Source organism: Faecalimonas nexilis (assembly GCF_059731825.1).
The window spans coordinates 3,246,395-3,271,402 of sequence record NZ_AP029189.1; the positions used below are offsets into that span (position 1 = coordinate 3,246,395).

13 protein-coding genes and 1 other annotated feature are annotated in these 25,008 nt (G+C 40.5%); all 13 genes read right to left on the minus strand.

From position 1 onward, the window contains the following. Positions 1-99: 99 nt before the first annotated feature. On the minus strand, positions 100-4,749 hold the full coding sequence (locus AC6I5B_RS16130; RefSeq protein ID WP_004612821.1) for a glycosyl hydrolase family 95 catalytic domain-containing protein: 4,650 nt from the start codon (positions 4,747-4,749) through the stop codon (positions 100-102). A gap of 194 nt (positions 4,750-4,943) precedes the next feature. Next, on the minus strand, positions 4,944-11,258 hold the full coding sequence (locus tag AC6I5B_RS16135; RefSeq protein WP_004612822.1) for an endo-alpha-N-acetylgalactosaminidase family protein: 6,315 nt from the start codon (positions 11,256-11,258) through the stop codon (positions 4,944-4,946). A 235-nt stretch (positions 11,259-11,493) separates the two neighbouring features. Then, positions 11,494-12,834 (minus strand): replicative DNA helicase, encoded by a 1,341-nt coding sequence (dnaB, locus tag AC6I5B_RS16140; RefSeq protein ID WP_004612824.1) that lies wholly within the window; start codon positions 12,832-12,834, stop codon positions 11,494-11,496. A gap of 10 nt (positions 12,835-12,844) precedes the next feature. Further along, entirely contained in the window at positions 12,845-13,291 is a 447-nt protein-coding gene (gene rplI / locus AC6I5B_RS16145; RefSeq protein ID WP_004612825.1) for a 50S ribosomal protein L9, read from the minus strand. A 2-nt stretch (positions 13,292-13,293) separates the two neighbouring features. Further along, the gene (locus AC6I5B_RS16150; protein WP_004612826.1) at positions 13,294-15,342 is read right to left on the minus strand and encodes a DHH family phosphoesterase; all 2,049 of its coding nucleotides are present in this window, start codon (positions 15,340-15,342) and stop codon (positions 13,294-13,296) included. Positions 15,343-15,465: 123 nt separating this feature from the next. Next, entirely contained in the window at positions 15,466-21,249 is a 5,784-nt protein-coding gene (locus tag AC6I5B_RS16155) for an endo-alpha-N-acetylgalactosaminidase family protein (RefSeq protein WP_071144523.1), read from the minus strand. Between the two features lie 260 nt (positions 21,250-21,509). Further along, positions 21,510-21,887, minus strand: coding sequence for a 50S ribosomal protein L7/L12 (rplL, locus tag AC6I5B_RS16160; protein ID WP_022250263.1), 378 nt, complete (start codon positions 21,885-21,887; stop codon positions 21,510-21,512). Positions 21,888-21,973: 86 nt separating this feature from the next. Continuing rightward, positions 21,974-22,507 (minus strand): 50S ribosomal protein L10, encoded by a 534-nt coding sequence (gene rplJ, locus AC6I5B_RS16165; RefSeq protein ID WP_004612830.1) that lies wholly within the window; start codon positions 22,505-22,507, stop codon positions 21,974-21,976. Positions 22,508-22,549: 42 nt separating this feature from the next. After that, positions 22,550-22,689: a sequence feature (ribosomal protein L10 leader region), on the minus strand. A gap of 162 nt (positions 22,690-22,851) precedes the next feature. Continuing rightward, positions 22,852-23,544, minus strand: a complete 693-nt coding sequence (gene rplA, locus AC6I5B_RS16170) for a 50S ribosomal protein L1 (RefSeq protein ID WP_004612832.1) — start codon at positions 23,542-23,544, stop codon at positions 22,852-22,854. Positions 23,545-23,605: 61 nt separating this feature from the next. Continuing rightward, entirely contained in the window at positions 23,606-24,031 is a 426-nt protein-coding gene (rplK, locus tag AC6I5B_RS16175; RefSeq protein ID WP_004612833.1) for a 50S ribosomal protein L11, read from the minus strand. Between the two features lie 52 nt (positions 24,032-24,083). Continuing rightward, a complete protein-coding gene (gene nusG / locus AC6I5B_RS16180) occupies positions 24,084-24,599 on the minus strand; it encodes a transcription termination/antitermination protein NusG (RefSeq protein WP_044987258.1) in 516 nt (171 codons plus the stop codon). 30 nt (positions 24,600-24,629) lie between these two features. Beyond that, positions 24,630-24,830, minus strand: coding sequence for a preprotein translocase subunit SecE (gene secE / locus AC6I5B_RS16185; RefSeq protein ID WP_004612835.1), 201 nt, complete (start codon positions 24,828-24,830; stop codon positions 24,630-24,632). Positions 24,831-24,853: 23 nt separating this feature from the next. Further along, on the minus strand, positions 24,854-25,003 hold the full coding sequence (rpmG, locus tag AC6I5B_RS16190) for a 50S ribosomal protein L33 (protein ID WP_044987260.1): 150 nt from the start codon (positions 25,001-25,003) through the stop codon (positions 24,854-24,856). Between the last annotated feature and the right edge of the window lie 5 nt (positions 25,004-25,008).

Below are 25,008 nucleotides of genomic sequence, written 5' to 3' on the forward strand. Positions count from 1 at the left end.
TCTCACAACCAAACATTGTTCTGCACAAAAAAAGAGAGTGGAAATCTGTTTTTTTATTCAGATTCCATCTCTTTTTTTTGCTCTTGTTTTATTCAGCCTTTATGCTCTGCGTCTCTTTCTCAACACAGCAACTGCCACTGCAAAAATTGCAGTAATTCCTACAATTGACCAAACAGCCGCATTCACGTTATCGCCAGTTACCGGTTTCTTGTTATCACCTTTATTATCCGTATTATCTTTGTCCGGATTTTCTGGCTGTGTACTATTGCTAACTTTTTTCAACTGTTCCGTTGCATCTTTGATTGCCAGGACAGCATCTTTTACATCCTTCTCAGTTGCTTTTTCATTGTCAAGTACTGCTTTTGCCTGATCCATAGCTGCTTGATATACCTTCCAACTGTCAGCTGTATAGTTTGCCCCTTTGTAGTATTCCAGACATTCGTTATAGTATTTTTCCAATGCGGATTTATCTACTTTGTCAGGTGTAACTGGAAGTTTCGGAATTGCTCGTTCTTCTCTCACTTCACAGCCCTCACGTTCACATGTCCGGACTTCCAAGCCTTCCTCAGTTTCAGTTGGCTCTTTTTCTACTGTCCACTCTGTGAAATCGTGTCCTAAAGCTTTCACTTCAGTTCCTTTTTCCACTACGGTATCACAAACTTTACATACCTCATCACCAGTATAACCATCTTTTGTACATGTAGCTTCTTTGGCATTGCGTGTTTCTGCATCATGACCTTTTGCTTCTATAACTGTTCCTGCCTTCACAATCACTTCACAGTCTTTACATACTGTATCACCTGTGTAACCAGCCTCTGTACATGTGGCATCTGTTTGATTCCGAACCTCTGTGTTCTTATGCTCACAATCTGGTTTTTCTTCTCCGCCTACAGTCACTTCGTAGTAGTCAAAGCATACTTTCGGACTTGTAACACCGGCGTCTTTTGCATCCTGTGCCAGACCATCTACGGTCACTTTGACAGTATGTTTTCCATCTGTCAAATCTAATTTTTCAAATACCTTCTGTTGTGGCTCACTTCCTGCTACTGTCGTGAAAGTAGATACTTTTCCAGCTTCCTGACCGTCAATTTCAATCTTAAGCTGCGCTCCTCCTGTATTTCCGGATTTTTCTAATTTCATCACATACAAGCCAATGCCTGTTCCGTTAAATTCAAATGAGAATCTTGCACCATCTGTTGTAGTCTCAGTCTCTGTGCCATTGTAATGTTTTCCGTCATCCCATGGACTCCAGTGAGAATCATATGTAATGCTCTTATCACGGTCATCATATTTTACAGTTGTCGCTTCTTTTGTGATTGTGATTGTCTTTGTCGCCGTCAATTTTTCATTTTCTTTGTCTGTTGCTGTCACAACGACTGTTCCTGCCTTCACTGCTGTCAGAAGACCATTTGCATCGATTGTTGCAACCTCTTCTTTATCTACAGACCAGTCCACTCCTGCACCTGCTGCACCTTCTGGTGTATACACTGCTTCCAGCTGTAATGTCTTCGATGCATTCATATTCAAAGAGTCAGCACCTGTAATTTGTAATCCTGTTGCTTCCACCGCCGCATCAAATTCAAATGCATCCAGAGAAATCTTACCCTGTTTTACAACTAATTTTACTTTGTGAATCCCTTTGTCCAAACCAGTTACTTCAGTAAGTACTTGCTGTCTCTGGCATGTACTAGAGGTTGTGCTCACATCCTTTTTCTTCAACTCTCCATCTACATATAAATCAAATGTCCGGCAGTCTGTATTTTTCATACCGATCACACGAACTCCTGTTCCATAGAAATAAAGTTCTGCTGTATCGCCTACTGTATTAGAGTATTTCTCTGTTTTTTCATACTGACCTTCCTGTGGTCCCCAGTTGCCCCAGCCGGAAGAATACTCGATTCTGCTGTCACGATCATCAATCTTATTGGTTACAGCCAACTGCTCTGGTGTGATTTTCGAAGTCTTCTCTCCTTCTTTTCCTTCTACCACTGCTGCTACTTTATAAGTTGTTCCTTCTGCGAAATCTTCTGCTTTGTATTCTGTCCCTTCCACTTCGCCGACCTTATTGTATGTTGTTCCGTCTGTTGATGCATATACAACATATTTTTCTGCGTTTGCCACTGCATCAAATGTCACGATTGCTGTGTTATCTTTATAAATCGCAGATGCATTTGCCGGAGCTTTTACCGGTCTTTCCGGAATCTCAGTCATTGTGTAAGTCTCGCCCTTTGTCGTATTGAATTTAATACGGTCTTCACTTACTTTTTCAACTGTTACTTCTGCACCTTTACTGTCTACAATTTTCGCCTTCGCGATGCCAGGATATCCAATCTCACATTCTCCACCATTTTTAGAAAGAATTTCAGCTTTTGTCAGGCTTGTCTTTGCCCAATCCATATCCACTTCAAAATTGCCACGTGCAATCAGTCCATCTACACTTCCATCTGCCCATACATCCGGAATTGCCGGAAGAAGATTGAGATATCCCATATTGCTCTGCAGCAGCATCTCAGACACACCTGATGTGTATCCGAAGTTACCATCAATCTGGAATGGTGCATGTGTATCCCAAAGGTTTGGATAAATTCCACCTTTGAACAGGTTCTGGATCAATTCATGTGCTTTATTGCCTTCTCCAAGTCTTGCCCATGTATTGATGCGCTGTCCCATCCCCCAGCCTGTACTGTTGTCTGTACGATAGTCCATCGAAACTTTTGCTGCCTGCAGCCATTCTTCTTTCTGTGCAATCAAATCTCCCGGGAAGAGTCCTAACATATGTGATAAATGTCTGTGTCCTGCCGGATCAGCTCCTTGTGGCTTCATACTATCCAACGTTGTCTCTTCATACCATTCTTTAATCTGTCCGTCGTCACCGATTTCAATTGGTCCTTTTAATTTTGACTGATTCTCTTTCCATTTTGCTGCAAGCTCTGTATCTTGTCCAAGTACCTCAGCCGCTTTTGCAGCATCTTCATACAACTGCCAAATCAATGTATGCTCATATGTATTACCTGCAGTATATGGTCCGTGTTCCGGTGAGTAAGATGGAGAAGATACTAATTTGCCATCTTTATCTTCTGTCAAAATCTGATTATAGAATGTAGCTTCTTCTTTTAGCATTGGGTAAATATTTTCTTCCATAAATTCAGTATCGCCTGTGAACTCATAGTATTCCCAACAGTTTTGAAGAATCCATGGCACTGCCGCCGGAGACCATCCCCAGCTAAATGCCCATCCCGGACAAGTCCATCCAAATGGTGTATTCTGTGTATGAGCCATGAAACCATTTGCCTCGCCGTCTTTGCTCTCTACACCGGCATAGACTTTCGCAGTCACACGTCCAGGCTCTCTTAAAGAATCCACATAGTCAATCAATGGCAATGCACATTCTGAAAGATTTGTAGAATATGTAGGCCAGTAGTTCATCTGAAGGTTTACATTCATATGATAGTCTGAGCTCCATGGTGGATTTGTCAGACTATTCCATACTCCCTGTAGATTGGATGGAAGCTGTGAATCTTCTCTTGAAGAGGCAATTGTCAAATATCTGCCGTACTGGAATAACATATTCTCCAACTGGCGTTTTTCCGACTCGCTGGCACTTCCGTCCTTGTATGTCTTCAATAAGTCATCTGTTGTCTTTTCAGACACTGTCTGTCCAATATTTAAAGATACGCGGTTGAACAGTTCCTGATAATCTTCTAAATGTGTTGCTTTTACTTCTTTGTATCCCTTTTCTACTGCTTTATCCACAGTTTCTTTTACACGTTTTGCTAACGCTTCATCCGTCTCACCTGTGCGGTAATAGTAATCTTCTGTCTTGTCTTCATTATAAAATGCATTCTTGTAATCCGTAGCTGCTGACAAATACACAGTAACTGCACTTGCATCTTTTACCGTCAATTTGTCCCCTGAACCTGTCACAGAACCATTATCCGCTTTCACCGTCAGATAAGATGCATATTTCATCTGATTGTCTGTCAGTGCTCCGCATAATTTTAATGTATCATTTCCTTCCGCCACGGTCTTTCCGCCTTGCTTTGAAGGAAAACGTACATCCAAATTCAATTTTTCTGAGCCTTTTGCTTCCAAACGTGCAACTAAGACATCATCGTCATGGCTCATAAAAAATTCTCTTGTGTACTGTGTACCGTCTTCTTTGAACGAAACAGTCGAGATTGCTGTCTTAAGATCCAGATCTCTCTGATATTCTGTCGCATTTTTCTCTGTGATATCTTTGTAATCAAAATAAATATCGCCCCACGGCTGATAAGCGCCGTATCCGTTACTTATTCCAACCAGCAGATTATTACATGCCGCAGTCGCTTCAGAAGTTTTTCCTTCCGCAAATAATTTCTGGATATTTTTCAGTGACGCTCCGTCCTGCCCTTTTTCTGTTGAGTTTCCACCCATATAGTCTTTTCGGCTTTCACTCGGACCGCCTGTCCAAAGTGTCTTCTCATTGAATGTCAAATGTTCACTTGCAATTTCTCCGTAGACATTCGCTCCCATATCACCATTACCAATCGGCAATGTATGTTGCTGCCATCTGTTTTTTTCGTCTGTATCATACCCAGAACCGGCACCAAGAATATTCGTGCCTTGTGATGTTGGCTCATCGTACCAAAGCCTTAATTCATTCCCTTTTTCTTCTGCATGCACATTTGCCTGTGGAAATGATATTCCAGATGTTGCCATCACTGCTGCAAACGCACCTGCCACTACACGTTTTAAATGTTTTCTTTTCATAATTTCCCTTTCCTTTTTATATTTTTACTAATATTTCTTTCTATCCTCCTTTTCTTTTAAACATTTCGCACATATACATTCTTACTATACCATATTCCTCATTCTTTTTGCATATATTTTCCCATTTTTTATATGTAAACTTGCAAAAAGGCACAAACCTAAATGGATTTGTGCCTTTTTAGTAAGCTTATCTCTTATCTTGTTTCTCTTTTTCTTCTTATTACAACTACTACCGCGCCGACTGCCAATAACATTACAACTGCTGTCATTCCCCATGTTGTCATATCTCCAGTTGTCACATTGCCATTTCCACCATTATTTCCTTCTCCGTTAGGCGTTGTTGGTGTTGGCGGTGTTGTCGGCTCTTTGCCTGCATCTTCCAGCTCTTTGTTCAGAATACCTGTAATCTCAACTAATACTTTCAATGCATTGTCAACTTCGTCCTGTGTTGCATTTTCATTCTCAAGTACTGCTTTCACATCAGCAAGTACTGTCTGATATTTCTGCCAGTTTTCTTTTGAATGATTTGTCTCTTTGTAGTAAGCAAGACAGTCTTTGTAGAATTTCTCTAATTTTGATTTATCTGCAGATGGCTCTACTGGTTTTTCCACCTCTTTTAATGCATTTATCGCTGCATTTAATTCGCTTGTCGCTTCGTCAATCTCATCTTGTGTCTTAGCATTCGCCAAAACGTCTTTCGCTTTACTTAAAGCTGCCTTAAATGCATCTTTTTCCACACCGTCTTTGTACTTATCCAAGTCTAATGCTTCTGCTTTGTCAATCGCCTTTTGCAGATCCTCTTTATCCAGTATCACTTCGTCTTTTGTTACTGTCACTGTACATGACGCCAGTTTCCCGATCGCATTTTTAATCGTGATAGTCGCTGTTCCGGCTTTCAAACCTGTTACGACTCCATTCTGATTTACCTTTACAACTTCTTTATCAGAAGAACTCCATACGATTCCTGTCAAAATGGTGTCCTCATTGTGTTTAGCTTCCAATCTGACTTTTTCACCGACTTTTATTGTAACATCATCTAATGTCGCCGAATCTGCAACCTTCTGTATGCGAAGCGGAACTACTTCTGCGATTGCCGCAAAGTTTCCTTTTCCTTCTTCTACATAAATCTTAATTGTTTTTACATTCGCTACACTTTCAAACAGAGATGTAATCCACTGTCCGCCTGCTCTCTGCGCATTATCAACAGAAATTGTATCGCTGGAAGCAACTTTCTCTCCTGCTGCATCAAAGGCTTCATAGTGATATTTGTAAACAATACCATTATTCGTTCCCGGTCTCTGCTGGAATTTGAATCCTCCAATTGACATTTCTTTTCCAAGATCGACTGTGAGAATTGCAGGATTTTCTTTGCTCACAGTAAATCCACTCCACTGTGAATGCCAGTATGTGGAAGAGTCACCGTCTGTTGCTGCTGATGCAACACCGCTTCCTGCCGGTTCTCCGGAGGATTGTTCTGTGTTTGCAGAAGATGTGATTCCATCAAATTCCTCTCTTGGAATCTCTGTCGCTACACCGTCTGTAACCGTGATCTCAAATGTAATCTTCTCATCTTTTGAAAGCGTCGCTGTCAAAGTTGCTGTTCCTGCTGCAAGTGCTTTTACAACTCCTGCTTCTTTGTCCACTACTGCAACTTTATCATTGCTTGTTTCCCATGTAATCTGATCTAGATTATTTCCATAAATTTTTGCAGTTTCACCTTTGTAAAGCTCTGTAGATTCCAATGTCACAGATGTTGCATCTTTCTCCTCTGTGATCACAAGATTGTCGAGAACGAAGTCTCTTTGTCCCATGCTTCCTGTTCCGGCTTTGCTTCCGTTTTCGTACAGACCAATCCATGTCTGTCCGCTTCCCGAACCAACTACCTGCATTTTTACATGTTTTGTCTCATCTTCACCACGTGCCTGAGCCAGATACTCATCATCTGAAGGAGTGGTGTAAGTTGTTCCATCACCAACTACCATCGCATACGCTTTATCCGGTCCTGACTGGTAGTCAAACTCTACTGTATACACTTTACCAGGTTCAAAACGGAAGTTTTGAGGAATTGTCTGATAAATAATTCCTGTATTTCCATCGTGATGCTTTAATGACCAGTTTCCATCGATAACATCATCGATGACTCTTCCATTCCATCCAGCCTGTGTATATGGTGCGTTCAGCTGCGATAAATGTGTAGCCGGGTCAGAAATACCCTGTGCAGAGCTTAACACAAATGGATACAAGCCCTGTACTACTGTCTCGAAATCTTGTTTGAACACACCATCTTCCTGGAAGTTATTCAAAGATTTCTCAACGATACGGATATCGTCCATATAAGTAGAACCATCGCCGTAGCCTCTTGAAAGTGTTAGCTGTGCAGTCTCACTCTCTGCTGTAAATGAAACCTGCATACGCTGCATCTTGCTTCCGTTTTTCTGGTCACTCTTTACGTAGTTATTGAGAATCGAACGCTCTGTATAATTAGAAACTTTCTTTTCTCCTGCATTCACTTCAATAGAAGCTTTTGCATCACTATTGTTTTCCACATAAACTTCTGCTACGTAGTCTGTTCCTTTTGTCAAACCTTTGATTGTAGTTGTCACTGACACACCGTCAAGAGGACTGTTGAATGCAAGTCTTTGATCTCCTGTATCTGCTTTTTCTACTACAACTGCATCATCGTTGATATCGCCAGACCATTCATCTGCAGATAGTTTTTCCCCTGCGGCATATCCGTTGAATCCCGGATCTGTCACATAGTCATACTCACCAAAGTCATTTGCAAGTTCTTTTACGCCTGCCGCATCACCTTTTACCAACACATAGGCTGTAGCAGCTTTTGCATCTAATGTCACTGAATTTCCAGACACAGCAACACTTGTCTCGTTGATACGACCCTGATCAGAAAGTTCATACATCACAACATTCGCAAGACCTTCCCATCCATCTGGAAGTTCCCATGTTGTCTGTCCACCGTCCAAATTCCAGTAATACAGTTTTTCACTGCCATCCTGATTATCTGTCCATGGAAGCAGATATGTGACATCATCTAATACTTTCTTTCCATTTAATGTAATTGTACGCTCAATGTTATCATCGCTGCGCTGTTCTTCGTTTCTTGTGACAACAACTTCATCACCGCTGTCATTTCTCAATGTGATTTGTTTTTCATGGTTTCCAACCGGAGACTCTCCCTCTTCATAATTCTCCCAATCTGTCACATAGTAGTGCTGTAAGAATTTTGTAGGTAAGTTCTGATTGAATGTCTGAAGAATGTAGTTGTCATAATCTTTGTCTCCACCCCATCCTTCAAATCCGTACAGACGGTATCCTCCAAGTAACGGATTGTCTGCTGTTCCACCGAACTGTGGATAGTTCAATACCTGAGAATCTCTCTGGTCATTTCTGATGAAACGGATAATATCACTGTTATATCCTTTTGATGTTGCCCCGCCATATGCGGCATCTGTAGACCAGTGCTGCCATGTAGAGTCATATTCACCCTCCGCACTGAACTCTGTAGAGAATCTCCATCCCAAAGAATTGATCTCATCCGCAATCTGTCTTGTCTCCCATGCATCCTGATACCATACGTCAAGATAAATGAAATCCATATTGTCTTCACGGGATTCTGCATCTTTTTTGATTTCTTCTTTTGTAGCGTTTACTTCACCCAAAGAATTTTCAACTGCATCCGGCCATTTTCTGCTATAGAAATCCGTTCCGTTGATTCTGTCATACAGCTGTACAAAACGTTTCCATCTTGCCTGACTTGACAAATCCCAAAGTTTGTCGATAACCTGTGACTGGTCAAGCCATCCCCATCCGTTTGAAAATGGTTTCTGAAGCATCTCTTCATTGAAAGATGCCGCTTCCGGATAAGCTTCCTGTGCATTGACGTGAATACCAATCTCTGTGTTATAGTCATGTGCAATCTTAATCAATTCCTGGAAATCTTCTACTCCTCCTTCTCTTTCTGCAATATCAGCATACTCAGAGTTTGCAGAGTCATGTCCTTCGTTACCGTATCCTTTGAGCATAACCGCCTGTGGAAGACCATCTGTTGCAAGATACACTTTTTTAATGTTGTCTGCTGTTGTATGGTATGGATTTGATGCCATACTTGCAAAGTTCATAACAATACGATAGTTTACTAAATCTTTGATATTTTCAGAACCGTATGGAATGTTCATAATATCACGGAATGCAAGCGCACCGTCATTCCAGTCGATTGTCTCATCGCCATTTGCATCTGCTGCGATTGCCACTTTTGTACATGGAAGTTCACTCACCGGATAATCATCATACTTTGAAGCATTCTTCTGTCCGTTTGCATCTCCCAACTCGTAGTACCATGCAGCACTTGTGAGACTCATTGTATCCGCCCCATTATTGCGAATGACACGTTTGTCTCCTTCCACCTCGGAATTGCTGTAAAGACCTGCGCTTAATTTCCCATTTGTCAGGAATCCATACAGGTATCCGTCTGTCTCAGATGGTACAAATCCATCTTCAAAATCAATAAATACATCTCCGGAAGATGTTGTTGTTGTCGAAGCCTTTGCTCCTGCGAAATTGGCTCCTGTCTCCACTGCATCCACAGTCAGAAGGTTCAATCCAGGAACATCGATTGTTGCAATATCTGCACAACCTTCTGCTTTTTCTAATTTTGTTACTTCCCATGTCAGTTCATTTTCTTTTACACTGACTTTGACATCCATATCCAGATTGATGTCATCTTTCTCCACATGCATTGCATATGTTCTTGAGTCTGCTTTTGTCTCTGTCACTTCCACTTCCGGTTTTATAGCGACACCATTGATTGCAACTTCATCAAGTTCTGTTTCATTTCCGCGGAAATATGTATCTGTAATCTCCTGTCCATTCGCAAGCATCTGGTATCTTGCCACAACCGGAAATTCTTTTCCGATATATACTTTCATTTCATCAGATGAAATAGAATCGTATTTTGACAAATCCAATGGAGCTTTTAATTCCAGTGTTATATCTTTGACATTATCTTTTTTATCTTCAATTGTCACTTCACCTGAGAATGCCTGATATCCCGGTTTGGAAACAGCCATAGTATAGGTCCCAAGTTCCAACGCATCAAACTGATATTTACCATTTCCATCTGTTTTTGCAGACTTGTTTCCAACGCGAACTGTCGCATCTGCCAATCCGCCTTCTCCTTTTTCCGTAACTGTACCTGTAAGCGGCACAAGTTTTGAATATGTCTTTTTAAACGACTGTCCGTCACGGTCTGCACAAAATACCCAGTCATCTTCCATACAGTTATCTTTTCCGTACATCACATCCGCAAAAGAAATCGTTGTTGCACTGTTTGTTTTCACACCGAAACGGCCTTTACCTGCATTCTCCTCACTGAAATCGATCAATGCCTGATTTGTCACACGCGAAGTTACTCCGTTTACTGTCACAGACAATGTCTCTCTGTTCAATGAGATAGACATCTGAAGTTCTTCCCCTTCAACCGGATCCGGAAGTCCTGAGATTTTCGGATAAGATCCACTTCCATTCAAGTTATACTGATAGTACCAGCCACTGCTCGTATCATGACCTACATATAACCAGTTATTGTCATTCACATAAGTATAAAATACACCCCAGTTATTGCTTGGCTTCACAGCAAGAGAAAGTTCTCCTGACTCTTCCATCTTCTTGTCATCATCAAGAAGCAGTACTGGCGCTTTTGCATTTGCATTGCCATAGGAGTGTCCACCACCATTGTTGCTTCCACCCTTTAACTCAATCCAAGCTCTTCCGTTTTCAGAAGGATTTTCCGGATCTGTGTCTCCTCCATCCGGTACTTCCACAGATGGTTCCCAAACCTGTCCTGAAAGAGTCTTGTATACATGCCAGCCACTGTAGTCGCTATAAGCTGTCTCACCAGCTTTTACATCTGAGAAATAAATTTCTGTGTAAGCTTCTCCAAAAGTACCTGCACCAAATCCAATCTCTCCTGATTCTGTTTTCAGCTCATTAAATTTTTCATTAGCTACAACTGCTGAACCACTTTTGTTTATTGTCTTATTTTCAACTGTCACATTCAAGCCATTGTCCTTATAAGATGTTGAAATCGTAATCTCATCATCTTTGTTGACTTCTGGCAATCCTGATAACGCTGCATAAGACCCATCTCCATTTTTAAATTCATAAAGCCATTTTCCTGTATCGTAAGCGATATAACTCCAATGAGTATCATCCACATATTTCGTTACAAAACGAAACCTCGTGTCTTTACTCTCACTTACAAGCTGAACCGTAGCACTTAAATCCTCTCCCGTAAACTTTTGGCTGGATAAGACAAATGCCTCCGGCTTTGCACCGCCAAAGTGCTCGTTTGCATTCCCACTTCCGGCTTTCAGATGTGCCATCATCTTCGGAGCTGCCAATACATCTAACGATGGCATATAACTCAAAAATGTCGTACACACCATGGCAGCAACTAACATAATTGCCGAAAGTTTTTTCATAAACTTTTTCATATTTCTCCTTTCTTTTTCCGTACAAACGCATATTATTTTTTGTTTTGTACCTTTCTCCCGTTTTTTATATTAGCATATTTTTCCAAAAGAAACACTATTTTTTTTGCTTTTTTCTCAAAAATAACTATTCGCAGCAGTTCGATCCTTGCAGCGCACTTCTTACTGCATAGGTCATAATTTTTATGCAATAAAAAATCCAGAATGCAGTATCTGCTTATACCACATTCCAGATTCATCAATCCTGTTTCAGATAATTTGCAAACTTTGTATAGTTCGGCAGCCATGTCAAATTGACTGTTCCAATCGAACCATTTCTCTGTTTTGCAATAATAATCTCTGCTACATTTTTCAATTCTGTATCTTTATTGTAATAGTCATCACGGTAAATAAACATTACCACATCGGCATCCTGCTCGATTGCCCCTGATTCACGTAAATCCGAAAGCATCGGTCTGTGCTCCGGTCTTTGTTCTACCGCACGGCTCAACTGCGACAATGCGATCACCGGCACATTCAGCTCTCTCGCCAGACCTTTTAACGATCTCGAAATATCCGAAATTTCCTGCTGTCTGGACTCACTTCTTCCTCCGACACGCCCTGTCATCAACTGCAAATAGTCGATAATAATCAATTCCAAATTATGTTCCAGCTTGTACTTTCTACATTTTGAACGCAGTTCCGAAATCGAAATACCCGGTGTATCATCGATGATCAGATTGGACTTCCCGATAATTCCCGCACTTTCAATCAGCTTTTCCCAATCCGAATCCTTCAAATTACCTGTACGAAGCGACTGAGAATCTACCTGCGACTCCAAAGAAAACAGACGGTTTACCAACTGCTCTTTTGACATCTCCAAACTAAAAATAGCAGTTGTTTTATTTTCTTTAAACGCCACATTCTGCGCAATATTCAACACAAACGCCGTCTTTCCCATGGACGGTCTCGCCGCCACAAGAATCAAATCAGAAGGCTGAAGTCCTGACATCTTATAATCCAGATCCAAAAAACCTGTCGGGATTCCGGTGACACTTCCATTCGTTTTCGATGCCTTCTCAATCTTTTCCAGCGCGCTCAGCACAACATCTTTTATCGGCACATAGTCTCCGGTATTTCTCCGCTGAACAAGTTCAAATACTTTCTTTTCCGTTGTCTCAAGCACCGCCTCCAACGGCTCTTTTCCAAGATAACAGATATTGGCAATCTCTTCATTTAACTTAATCAGTCGACGCAGCATCGCTTTCTCTGATACAATCTCTGCGTAATATTTTACATTCGCAGATGTCTGTACCGCGCTTAACAGATCCCTTGCAAATTCCAGACTGCTGACCTCTGCCGGGACATCCTTTTCCCGCAGACGATTCTGCAATGTGATCAGATCAACCGGTTTTCCTTCATTGAACAATTCCACTATAGTCTCAAACAGAATTCCATAAGCTGACTGATAGAAATCCTCACCGCTGATAATCTCTGACGAGGTCAAGATTGCTTCTTTGTCCATCAGCATAGCTCCGATAACTGCCTGCTCCGCCTCAATGCTGTGTGGGAGAACTCGTTTTATGAGTGCTTCTTCCATTGTCTGCCTCCTACGCTTCCTTCACAACCACTTTTAATTCTGCTGTTACTTTCGTGTGAAGTTTTACAGGTACATTGTGTGTTCCAAGCGTCTTGATCGCTTCTTTTAACTGTATCTTTTTCTTATCAATATCATATCCCATCTGCTCTTTTACAGCTGCTGCAATTTCTTTTGTAGACACCGAGCCAAATGTTCTTCCGCCTTCTCCTACTTTAATTGCAAGCTCCACTTTTCCTGCCTCAATCTTCTTTCCAAGTTCCTGCGCTTCTTCCAGCTGTTCCTGTGCAATCTTTTCATCATTTGCCTTTTTCAGTTTCAGATCATTCAGATTTTTGTTGTTTGCTTCCACTCCCAATTTTTTAGGTAAAATAAAATTCCTTGCATATCCGTCATTCACATTCACAATCTGTCCTTTTTTACCAAGCGCTTTTACATCTTCTAACAAAATTACTTTCATAACTAAATATCTCCTTCTTCTTTCATTGTATAGATCGTCTCTTTCAACGTCTCAATTGCCTCTTCCATATTGGTGTGCTGGAATTGGGCTCCGGCAGTATTCATATGTCCGCCTCCGCCGACACGTTCCATGATAATCTGAACATTCACTTCATCAATCGCACGCGCACTGACATAGATTTTTCCGTTATACTTGGTCAATACAAACGACGCTTTAATTCCATCAATGTTCAGAAGTTCATTCGCCGCCTGTGCACCGATGATCGTTGGACTGTCTATTTCCGCATTCTCATATCTTGCGATTGCATACTCATCACAGAACACCTCTGCACTACTTACAATCTCCGCTTTTGCACGGTAAGATTCCATATTATCACGGAAAATCTTCCGCACATAGGTAATATCCGCTCCGCATCTTCTCAAAAATGCGGCCGCCTCAAATGTTCTCACTCCTGTACGGTTCATAAAATTGTTCGTGTCGATCACAATTCCGGCATACATACTGTTTGCTTCCACATTTGTAATTCTCACATCATCTGTAATATACTGCAATACTTCTGATACCATCTCACACGAAGATGACGCATAAGGTTCAATGTAGGAAAGCACCGTGTTCTCAATCATATTGCTGCTCTGCCTGTGGTGGTCAAACACCACGATTGTCTTTGTCATCTTAAGCAGATCCGGACATTCCGTCATCTCCGGCTTATTCGTATCAACAACAACCGCCACCGTACTGTCATTAATGATCTCATCCACATCCTCCGATCTGATAAACATATCGTCCGGATACAGTGGACTTTCACAAAACGACTGATACAGCGGACGAACGGAAGATGTAATATCATTCAGCACAATGTAAGCCTTCTTTTCCATCGTCAACGCTGCACGGTAAATTCCAACTGCCGCGCCAAATGAATCCACATCTGCAATCTTATGTCCCATGACAATAACCTGGTCTTTCGCCGTGATAAACTCCCGAAGAGCCTCAGCCTTGACTCTGGCTTTAACCCTTGTGTTCTTCGATGTCTGTTCTCTCTTACCACCAAAATAAGTAATTCCACTGTTGCTCTTCACAACCGCCTGATCTCCGCCGCGGGCAAGTGCCAGGTCAATCGCCACACGGGCATAGTTATAACTTTGCGCGTATGTATCTGTTGCAATCCCTATACCGATACTCAGTGTGGCTGGCATTGTATTCCCGATATTAACACTTTTCGCCTCATCAAGCACCGCGAACTTATTCTTCTCCATCTCTTTATAATAGGACTTTTTGATCACGAAAAAGTATTTATCTTTTTCAAGCTTTTTCACAATACCGTCATTGACTGACATATATTGATTGATCTTTCTGTCAATCAACGCAACCAAAAGAGACTGTCGAACTTCCTCAACACTTTCCATAACTTCATCATAGTTATCGATGTAAATTAACCCTGCAACAAGCTTCTGCTCTTCATTTGCACGAATATACTCGTTCATCTCTGTAACATCACTCAAAGTAACTGTCACAAAATATTCTCTGCCTTTTCTCATCTGTAAGATATTCTCTGCCTCCTGCAAATCTTGCACAGGTACTTTAGACAGAATCGCACGGTAATCTCTTCCATTATAGCTTACTTCTTTTTCAATTGGCTTGTCTTTCTCTTTTGGAAATACGCTTCGATTCAGCTCCTGAATGTATTTGCTAAGATAGGTTCCCGTCTTCGCTTCGCTCCCAAACACTTCTGAAAAACAGGTATTATTCCATATAATCTGTCCATCTTCCAAAAGAATGGCATACGGAAACTGCAATTCCTTTAACAATACATTCTGTACCGATCCATATTGCGCCGCAAAATCAACCAGATCTGAAAAAATAATCGACTTATTATAGAAATATAACACCCCGACTATTACAATATACACCGCAACAAACAAACTCATAATTACCCCTGCACGTTTGTCCACAGAATATATCCACAGGTTCATTGCAATCAATAAAATTGACATCACTGCCGGCCACTGCATATACAGCCTCAGCATTCCTTTCAAATGTACGTCTTTTTTCATCTCTTTGCCCTCAAAATCCTAAAGTTTCAAATCCTATTATACCACTAATTGACCTATATGGAAAGCAAAAAAGAAGAGGCACTTACGTGCCCCTTCTCCGTCACAGTCTATTTTACTGTATTTTTAGCGCTTTTTTCTTCTTGCCAAAAATGCTGCAACTACCGCAAGAACCGCTGCCATTCCTGCCGCACCCCATCCGATTGGAGATGTTGTGTCGCCAGTTTTAATGACATTATCTTTACCTGTCACTGGATTTTTCGGTGCATTTGACACATCTTTTAACTCAGCATTCATCTTAGCTGTAATACTGATTAATTTGCTCAACGCATTGTCTACTTCCTCCTGAGTTGCATCTTTATCATTTAACACTGCTTTCGCTGCAACAAGTGCCTCCTGATATGCTTTCCAGTTTTCTTTTGAATGATTTGCTTCTTTGTAGAATCCAACACATTCATCATAGAATTTCTGAAGTTTAGACTTATCCGCTTGTGTTGTCTGATCTGTTGCTTTCACAAGACCTGCACGTGCAGACGTTAATGCCGCAATTGCCTGATCAATCTCAGCCTGACTTGCATTTTCTTTTGCTGAAACTGCTTTTGCATTTTCTAATGCATTTGCAAATACTTTCCAGCTTTCTGCTGTGTAATCTTTTTCATTTAATCCACTGTACTGTGTGATCAAGTTATTTAATTCTGTTTTGTCACCTGCTTCTGGTGTCTCTACTGCTTCTAAGCCCTCGATAGCCTCTGTCAGGTTCGCTATTGCAAGAAGTACTTCATAATCTGTTGCTTCTGGATCAGCATAAACTTTCTCTGCTGCCGCAAGTTTTGTAGTTAATACTTCCCATGTCTCTGCTGTATAATTTTCTGCCTTTAATGCTTTTGCTGCATCAATCGCTGTCTGTAATCCAGATTTGTCAACTTCGATTGTAACGTCTTGTTTTGCTCCCATCAGACGAATTTCTGCTGCTGCTGAGAACTTGTTCGGTTGATCTCCTAATGTAGCTTTTGGCACAATCTTAACATTTGTTACATTCTCAATATTTTCAAATGTAACTACCTGCCATCCGCTTCCTCCAAAACTTGCATCTGCTACTTTCACATAATCCGCATCCGTCGTTTTAACCCAGATTTCTGCTTCTTTAATCACACCGTTTTTACCAGATCTCTGCTGAAGTCTCACTCCACCTACTGTTGTCGGTTCTGCAGTTGCAATATCAATCCATTGTTTATCAAAACTATCTACAGATGGTGAATACTGTGTATGCCAGATTGTATTCGCATCTCCATCTAATACATTACTTGCTGGTCCTTCGCTTCCTGTTGTTCCCTGCTGGCTTCCTGCAGTCGCAGTCATACCCTCTGTAGAGATATCTCTTGAGTCATCTGTTGCATCAAGACCTTTGGAATTATCCATTGTAACCATCGCACCTTTTAATGCATAGTATGCTTTTTCGATATCTTCCTGTGTTGAGTTATCTTTGTCAAGAGCAACCTGTGCTTTTGCGATTTCTTTTTGGAAGTTGTTCCATACTTCTGCTGTATAATCGTCTTCGCTATATTTTGTTTTTGCGTCTTCGATCAATGCCTTCAACGTATCTGCTGTAACTTCTTCATCTACTCTTTCAATTACAAGATTATCAAGAACAAGCTCTTGGTATCCACCAAAGTTTGCTGCTGATCCAGATGTTCCCTGAAGATCTGCTGCTTTATCTGTAGAATAGATACCGAACCATGTCTGTCCTGTAGAGTCACCTGTGATCTGAGTAGTATAGTGACCATCAGCATCTTTGCCCATTGCCATCGGAAGCTCTTCAAGTTGTACATTACCATTGTACTCACCGATTCCCACTGCTGCTGCATAGATTCCATCTGTTCCTGCCTGATAATCAAAGCTTACTTTGTATGTCACACCTGGTTCAAAACGGAAGTTCTGTGGAATCGTCTGGTATGCCAATGTAGATCTCTGTGTCAATCCGTTGATCTTCACTGACCATTTTCCGTCCAAAACATCATCCATCTTCTTCACATCCCAGCCTGCCTGTGTATATGGAGCATGTAATTCTGATAAGTGAATTCTGTTATCCTCAACACCTTCAATACCAGCTACTACAAATGGATAAAGTCCCTGTACGCTCTTTTCGAAATCCTGCTCGAATTTTACAACTTCACCTTTTTCGTTTGTTGTAATGTTCTTAGAGTCATTTTCAACGATACGTACATCATCGAAATATGTATCTCCCTCACCTGCTGCCTTTGAAAGTGTAAGTGTTACTTTACCGCTTTCTGGCGCTGTAAAGAATACATACATGTTCTGGAAGTAACTGCTTCCATCTACTGTTGCGCTAGAGTTACTGTGTGTATATGCTTTTACATAGTTCTTTGCAATTGAGCGAGTCGTATAGTTTGTTGCCAATACTTTATCGCCTGCTTTTACAGTCATAGATGCTTTTGCATCACTTCTGTTATCTACACCAACTAAAACTGCATACTGTTTTCCAGCCTCTAAGTCTGTCAGTTCCTGTGTCATAGATACTTTTCCGGATAATTTCATCATTGGGTTGCTATACTGACTCTTTGCAATCTCAGCTTTTCCTTCTCCGTCTTGTTTCCAAGCATCAAAGTTACCACTGTTAAATCCTGCATCTACGATGTGCATTCCTTCACTCCATGTAATCTCAAGGTTTGCTTCATCACCTTTACATACTACATATGGAGTTTCAGCGTCTGCCTCTAAAGTAATTTTTCCATCTACCACTTTAACAGTCTTTTCATCCGTCTTACCAAGGTCTGTCAATTTGTATACTTTGACATCCTTCAGACCTGACCAGCTGTCTGGGAGTTCCCATTCGCTTGATCCACCTTTTGTATTCCAGTGATATAATTTTTCATCTTTTGCATCTACTTCATCACCAGTCTCAGAATCCCAGATCCATGGAAGCAGATATTTTTCTGTTCCGCCTTCTCCGTTATCGCCTCTTGCAACAGCACCTGTTGCGATTACCTTACCGTTCAATGTCATTGTTCTGTCACGGTATGCCGCTTCATCCGGATTGTCAGATCCTCTTTCAAGAACAAGTGTATCGTCACCATCTTTTAATGTGATCTTCATCTCCGGTGTCCATGTGTAAGCTTTTCCATCCGGATCATTCTTGGTAAATGAGTTTTCAGAATCTTCCCAGTCTGTGATTTCATAGTGCTGAATAAATTTTGTTGTCAGATCATGTGTATAAAGGTTCTTGATGTAAGCATCGTAATCATTACGTCCTTGCCATCCTTCGAAGTCTTTCATGTTGTATCCACCAAGGAGTGGTGCCATTGCAGCTCCGCCGTATGATGGATAATCACCTACCCATGAATCTTTCTGATGGTTACGTAAGAAACGCATTACCTCGCTGTTCTCACCTTTTAATTTATATCCACCATATGTAAGGTCTGTTGCCCAGTGCTGGAATGTGGAATCATATTCATTCGCTGATCCCCACTCTGTAGCCATACGCCATCCATTATCATTGATCTCTTTTGATAACTTACGTGTCTGCCAAGAGTCATCGCTTCCACCTGTCTTATTTCCCCAAATATCTACATATACGAAGTCTAAGTTCTGTCCGACTTTTTCTTCTAACTCATCAAAACGTTTTTCACGAAGTCCCATTCCAAGATCGTATACACTGTCGATTCCGATACCTTGGTCAATCCAGTTCCATCCATAACGAAGGTTCCCGTTTGCATCACGTCTTACTAAGTCTTCACTAAATGCTTTTGCTTCTGGATACATCTCACCTGCATTGACATGGATACCAAATTTTGCTCCATACTCAGCACCTTTTGTCATCAGTGTGTTCATATCCTCTGCTCCACCGATTCTCTCTCCGATGTCTGCGTAATCAGGATGTCCTGAATCATGACCTTCATTACCATATCCTTTTAATAATACGGACTGTCCAAGTCCATCTGTATGCATTGACACACGTTTTACGTTATCCAATGTTGTAAGGAATGGGTTCTGGGCCTGTCCACCAAAGTTCATTGCAATACGATATGCAACTAATTCCGGCACTTCTTCACTCTTATATGGATTGTGCATAATGTCACGGAATGCTACCGCACCATCCTGCCAGTCAATCTCTTCATCACCGTTCACATTTCCGGCGATTGTAACTTTTGCCTGTGGAGTATCTGTCTCATCTACAAGATGCCATGTTCCTTTCGAATCTTGTTCTTCTCTGTGCCAGTACCATTTTGTACTTCCAAGCCCCAAAGATACATAACCGTCTTTTTCTTCTGTAGTTGCCATGACTCTTGTGTTATGGCTTCCTCCAGATACGCCAACCGCTTTTGCAGAACCTTCATTCTCAGAGTTGCTCCATAATCCGGCGCTCATCTCGCTGTTTGAGATAAATGCATACATATAATCCTGTGAAAGTTCTGTGTTAGCTGTAATCTCATGATACTCATCACCGCTGATTGTTGTATTAGAAGACATTAATGCGCCTTTTAAGTTTGCATTTTCCTGTGTGCTATTTACAGAAATCAAGCTGTGATTTGGGATCTCAATGCTCTGTATTGCATACACATGTCTTTTATCTACTATTTTTGTTTCATCCAAATTATTTTTTACTTTTGTAATCTCAAATGAAACTGTATCATCTTTTGCAACTAACTCTGCTGTAAGAACTGCATCAATTGTATCACCTGATTTTACAGTCAGCTCATAAGTAGCTTTGTTGTCTTTAAACGTTGCTTTCACATCATCTTTAGAAAGTTTGATGTCTGTTCCGTTGATACGGATTGTGTTGATCTCTGAAGTCTGTCCATAGAATGTCTTTCCTTTCAGATCACCTTTTTTCATCTCGTATCTCACAACGCTTGGGAAGTTCTTTGCTACATGAACATCCATATAATCTGTAGAAAGTACTTCTGTCTCTACTTCTGCAACTTTTTCTAATTTTACAGTCTCAACTTTCAAATCTTCATCTGCTACTGTCACAGATTTTGTTGCTGTCTGATATCCTGTTTTTGCAACTGTCATATCATATGTTCCAGCTGCCAATTCCAAAGAATATGCACCTGACTTATCTGTTGTTGCTGTTTTATCACCAACTTTGACTGTAGCACCTTCCAAAACTTTGTTATCTGCGTCAGTTACTGTTCCTGTTACTGCATATGTAGCTGCTTCTTTTTGTCCTGTGTAGTGAATGTCTTTGATAAGGACATCAGACACATGCCCTGACCAGCTTGTACACTTGAATGCAATCTGAGTTCCAAGAACATCTTTGATAGAACCAAACTCTTCATTTGTAAATACAGCCTGATCATTTAATTTCAATGTCATCTTCTGATCTGCTGTCCACTCAATGCGTACATTCACTTCCGCATTGTCTTTTGGCGCAGCTGTTCTTCCGCCTGTAAAATAAGCTCCATTACCATCTTTATATTTCTGCCAGAACCATCCTTGGTTATCATATCCGATAAACATACCGTTCTTTGCAGTATTATATCCAAGATATACACCAAATCTGTCACTATTATCCTGACTTGTATTTGCATTGTTTGATTTCATTGTGAATGAGAAATATCCCGCTTTTGTAAAATCAAATTTGTTTGGGTTCACAACCATCAATTGTTTTCCACTGTTAGGAGTATTGTCATTCTGTGCTCCTGATTTTAAATTAAGCCATCCGTTTTCTACTGCACATACTGCGTCTTCGCCAGCTTCGTTTTCCAGAGTCCAAGCATCATTGATTCCATCTTCCAGTACTGCTGTCTCTTCTGCTTTTTCTGTCTTTTCTTCTGTAGCAACAGATTCCTCTGCTGATACAAGCTGAAGATTAGACGGAAGCATTGTACCTGTCATAGATGCAACCATAGCCAGACTCAATAGTCTTAAGACCATTTTCTTCTTCATGTTTTACCTCCTGTCTTTCAATTGGTCGTTTTCACAACCAGTTATATTGAATTTCATATTTGATTATACCAAATCACCAATTTTTGGCAATACACTTTTCGCATTTACGGTTTTTTGTACAAAAAAATGTATATATTGTGCAAATAGGCAGGATGCACGTATGCACATCCTGCCTATTTTCTATGCTTATAACATCCAATTCTTTTCATCGCAAAAAAGCCGAGAGATAACTCTCTCGGCTTTTAAATGCTCTCTATGAATTATTTTAATTCTACAGATGCACCTTCTGCTTCTAATTTAGCTTTGATTTCTTCAGCTTCTGCTTTAGAAACACCTTCTTTGATTACTTTAGGAGCTCCGTCTACAACTTCTTTAGCTTCTTTTAATCCAAGTCCTGTGATTTCACGAACAACTTTGATTACTTTAACTTTAGATGCTCCTGCAGATGTTAATTCTACGTTGAATTCATCTTTTTCTTCAGCTGCTCCAGCTGCGTCTCCACCTGCTGCTGCAACTACAACACCTGCTGCTGCAGATACACCAAATTCTTCTTCACATGCTTTTACTAATTCATTTAATTCTAATACTGATAATTCTTTGATCGCTTCGATCATTTCAGCTGTTGTTAATTTTGCCATTTTATTTACCTCCATTGTTTTAAATGCTTTGATTTTCAGGACTGTATCCTGTATGATTCTTTTAGAATCCTCTCTGAGTCTTACAATTACTCAGCTGTTACTTCTTCTGCTGCTTCAGCTGGAGCTTCTGCTGCCTCTCCACCTTTTTCAGCGATTTGATTAAGAACACGAGCGAAGTTTGTAATAGGTGACTGAATGCTTCCAAGGAATTTGGAAAGTAATTCTTCTCTTGAAGGGATTTTTGATAATTCCTGAACTCCAGCAACATCATATACTGTTCCTTCAACCACACCTGCTTTTACTTCTAATTTTTCAGCTCCTTTTGCAAATTTGCAAATAATTCTAGCTGGTGCTGTAGCGTCATCTTTAGAAATAGCAATAGCACTTGGTCCTTCTAAGTATTCGTTCAATCCTGCAAAATCAGTTCCTTCGAACGCTCTTTTCATCATTGTGTTTTTGCAAACTTTGTAGATGATTCCTGCTTCTCTTAATTGTTTACGTAATTCTGTATCCTGAGCTACAGTTAATCCACGATAATCAACTAATACAACTGATGCTGCATCTTTTACGTCCTCAGCGATTGCTGCAACGATTGGTTGTTTCAATTCAACTTTTGCCACGAATGGTGCACCTCCTTATAGATTATTGTGTACCGCCGTTCGAATAAAGATAAAAAATCCTCTCGCCACACGACAAGAGGACAGTAAATTCACATAATTCATCGAATTCAAATCTCCTCGGTAGGCGTTCACTACTTATGCCTTACGGCACCTACTGTCTTCGGCAGTTTTCTAATATAAGTTATCATATTTTTTTCTATATGTCAAGCTATTTTTGTAATTTTCCAATGGTAATTTCGAGGGATTTCCTCTGATTCAACCGAACGGCTGTAAAATAGAAAGAATTATTGCCAAACTAAAATTTAGTAAGGCAATAATTCTTTTTGTATATTTTTGAATATCAATTATACTAATTTAGCTGGGTTAATTTTCACACCCGGTCCCATTGTAGATGTTAAAGTAACGCTCTTTAAGTACTGTCCTTTAACAGCTGCTGGTTTCGCTTTCATAATTGCATCAATAAGCGTCTGGAAGTTGTCCGCTAATTGTTCTTCTGTGAAAGAAGCTTTTCCAAGTGGCACATGGATAATGTTTGTCTTGTCTAATCTGTATTCGATCTTACCAGCTTTGATATCGTTAACAGCTTTTGTAACGTCCATTGTTACTGTACCAGCTTTTGGGTTTGGCATTAAACCTTTTGGTCCAAGTACACGACCAAGACGTCCAACAACACCCATCATATCTGGTGTAGCAACTACAACATCAAATTCAAACCATCCTTCGTTCTGAATCTTCGGAATTAAGTCTTCTGCTCCTACGTAATCTGCTCCTGCTGCTTTTGCTTCTTCAGCTTTAGCATCTTTTGCAAATACTAAGATACGAACTTTTTTACCTGTTCCGTGTGGCAATACAACAGCACCACGGATCTGCTGGTCTGCATGACGTCCGTCACAACCTGTTCTGATGTGAGCTTCAATTGTCTCATCGAATTTCGCTACTGCAGATTTTTTAACTAATGCAACTGCTTCTTCTTTGTCGTAAAGATTTCCTCTTTCGATCAATTTCGCAGCTTCTACGTATTTCTTTCCTCGTTTCATATTCAATAACCTCCTAGTGGTAATATCGGGAGAGCCCCTCCCACGTTACATGTTTACAATTTTACTCTTCTACTGTTACACCCATACTTCTGCATGTTCCTGCGATCATGCTCATAGCAGCTTCTACTGTTGCAGCATTTAAGTCTGGCATTTTTAATTCAGCGATTTCCTGTAACTGAGCTTTTGTGATTGTAGCTACTTTTGTTTTGTTCGGAACTCCTGAACCCGATTTTAAACCACATGCTTTTTTAATCAAAACTGCTGCCGGTGGTGTCTTTGTGATGAAGCTGAAGCTTCTATCATTGTAAACTGTGATAACTACAGGGATGATCAAATCACCTTGATCTGCAGTTTTAGCATTGAATTGTTTTGTAAATTCAACAATGTTTACACCATGTTGACCAAGAGCTGGACCAACCGGTGGTGCTGGAGTTGCCTTTCCAGCTGGAATCTGTAATTTAATATAACCTTGTACTTTTTTTGCCATTTTGTGTACCTCCTTGTGGTATTCGCGGGGATTTCCCTCCCACTTTTATTTGTTACATTTTTTTCACTTCTGCGAAACTTATTTCTACTGGCGTTTCACGACCAAACAATTCTACATTGATTACTAAACTTTGTTTTTGAGCATTCACTTCCTGGATTACTCCAATAGTATCTTTCCATGCTCCTTTGGTAACTTTTACAACTTCACCAACTTCAAAGTCTACAACAATGTCTGCATCCATAATTCCAAGAGCGTCGATCTCAGCCTCTGTAAGCGGAACCGGTTTGGATCCCGGACCTACAAATCCTGTTACCCCTCTGGTATTTCTTACAACATACCATGTGTCATCATTCATAATCATATGAATCATAACATAACCAGGAAACATTTTTTTCTGAGCTGCTTTCTGCGTTCCGTTTTTCATCTCAACAACTTCCAGCATAGGAACTCTTACTTCTAAGATCTGATCCTCAAGGTGTCTGTTTTCAATTGTCTTATCAATGTTTGCTTTTACTTTGTTTTCATACCCAGAATAAGTATGAACTACATACCATTTTGCTTCTGACATAAAATCACCTTTCATAATTGCTGGCAGCCATTACTTCACTAAGAAGTCGACACCATATTTTACAATGACATCAACAACCGCAATAATTGCTCCTAATACTATCGAGCACGCCGTAACTGCCACAGTCTGCTTAGCAAGTGTTTTTTTATCCGGCCAAATGATCTTTTTAAATTCTGCTTTAAGACCTTTGAACCAGCTTGTCTTTTTGGCTTTCTCTTTTTTTTCAGCCATTCCGTTCACTTCCTTTCCACAAACTATTTTGTTTCTTTGTGCATTGTGTGTGATTTGCAGAACTTACAATATTTTTTTGTTTCCATACGTTCCGGATGAGTTTTCTTATCCTTTGTCATATTGTAGTTACGCTGTTTACATTCTGTACATTCCAATGTGATTCTTGTGCGCACAACTT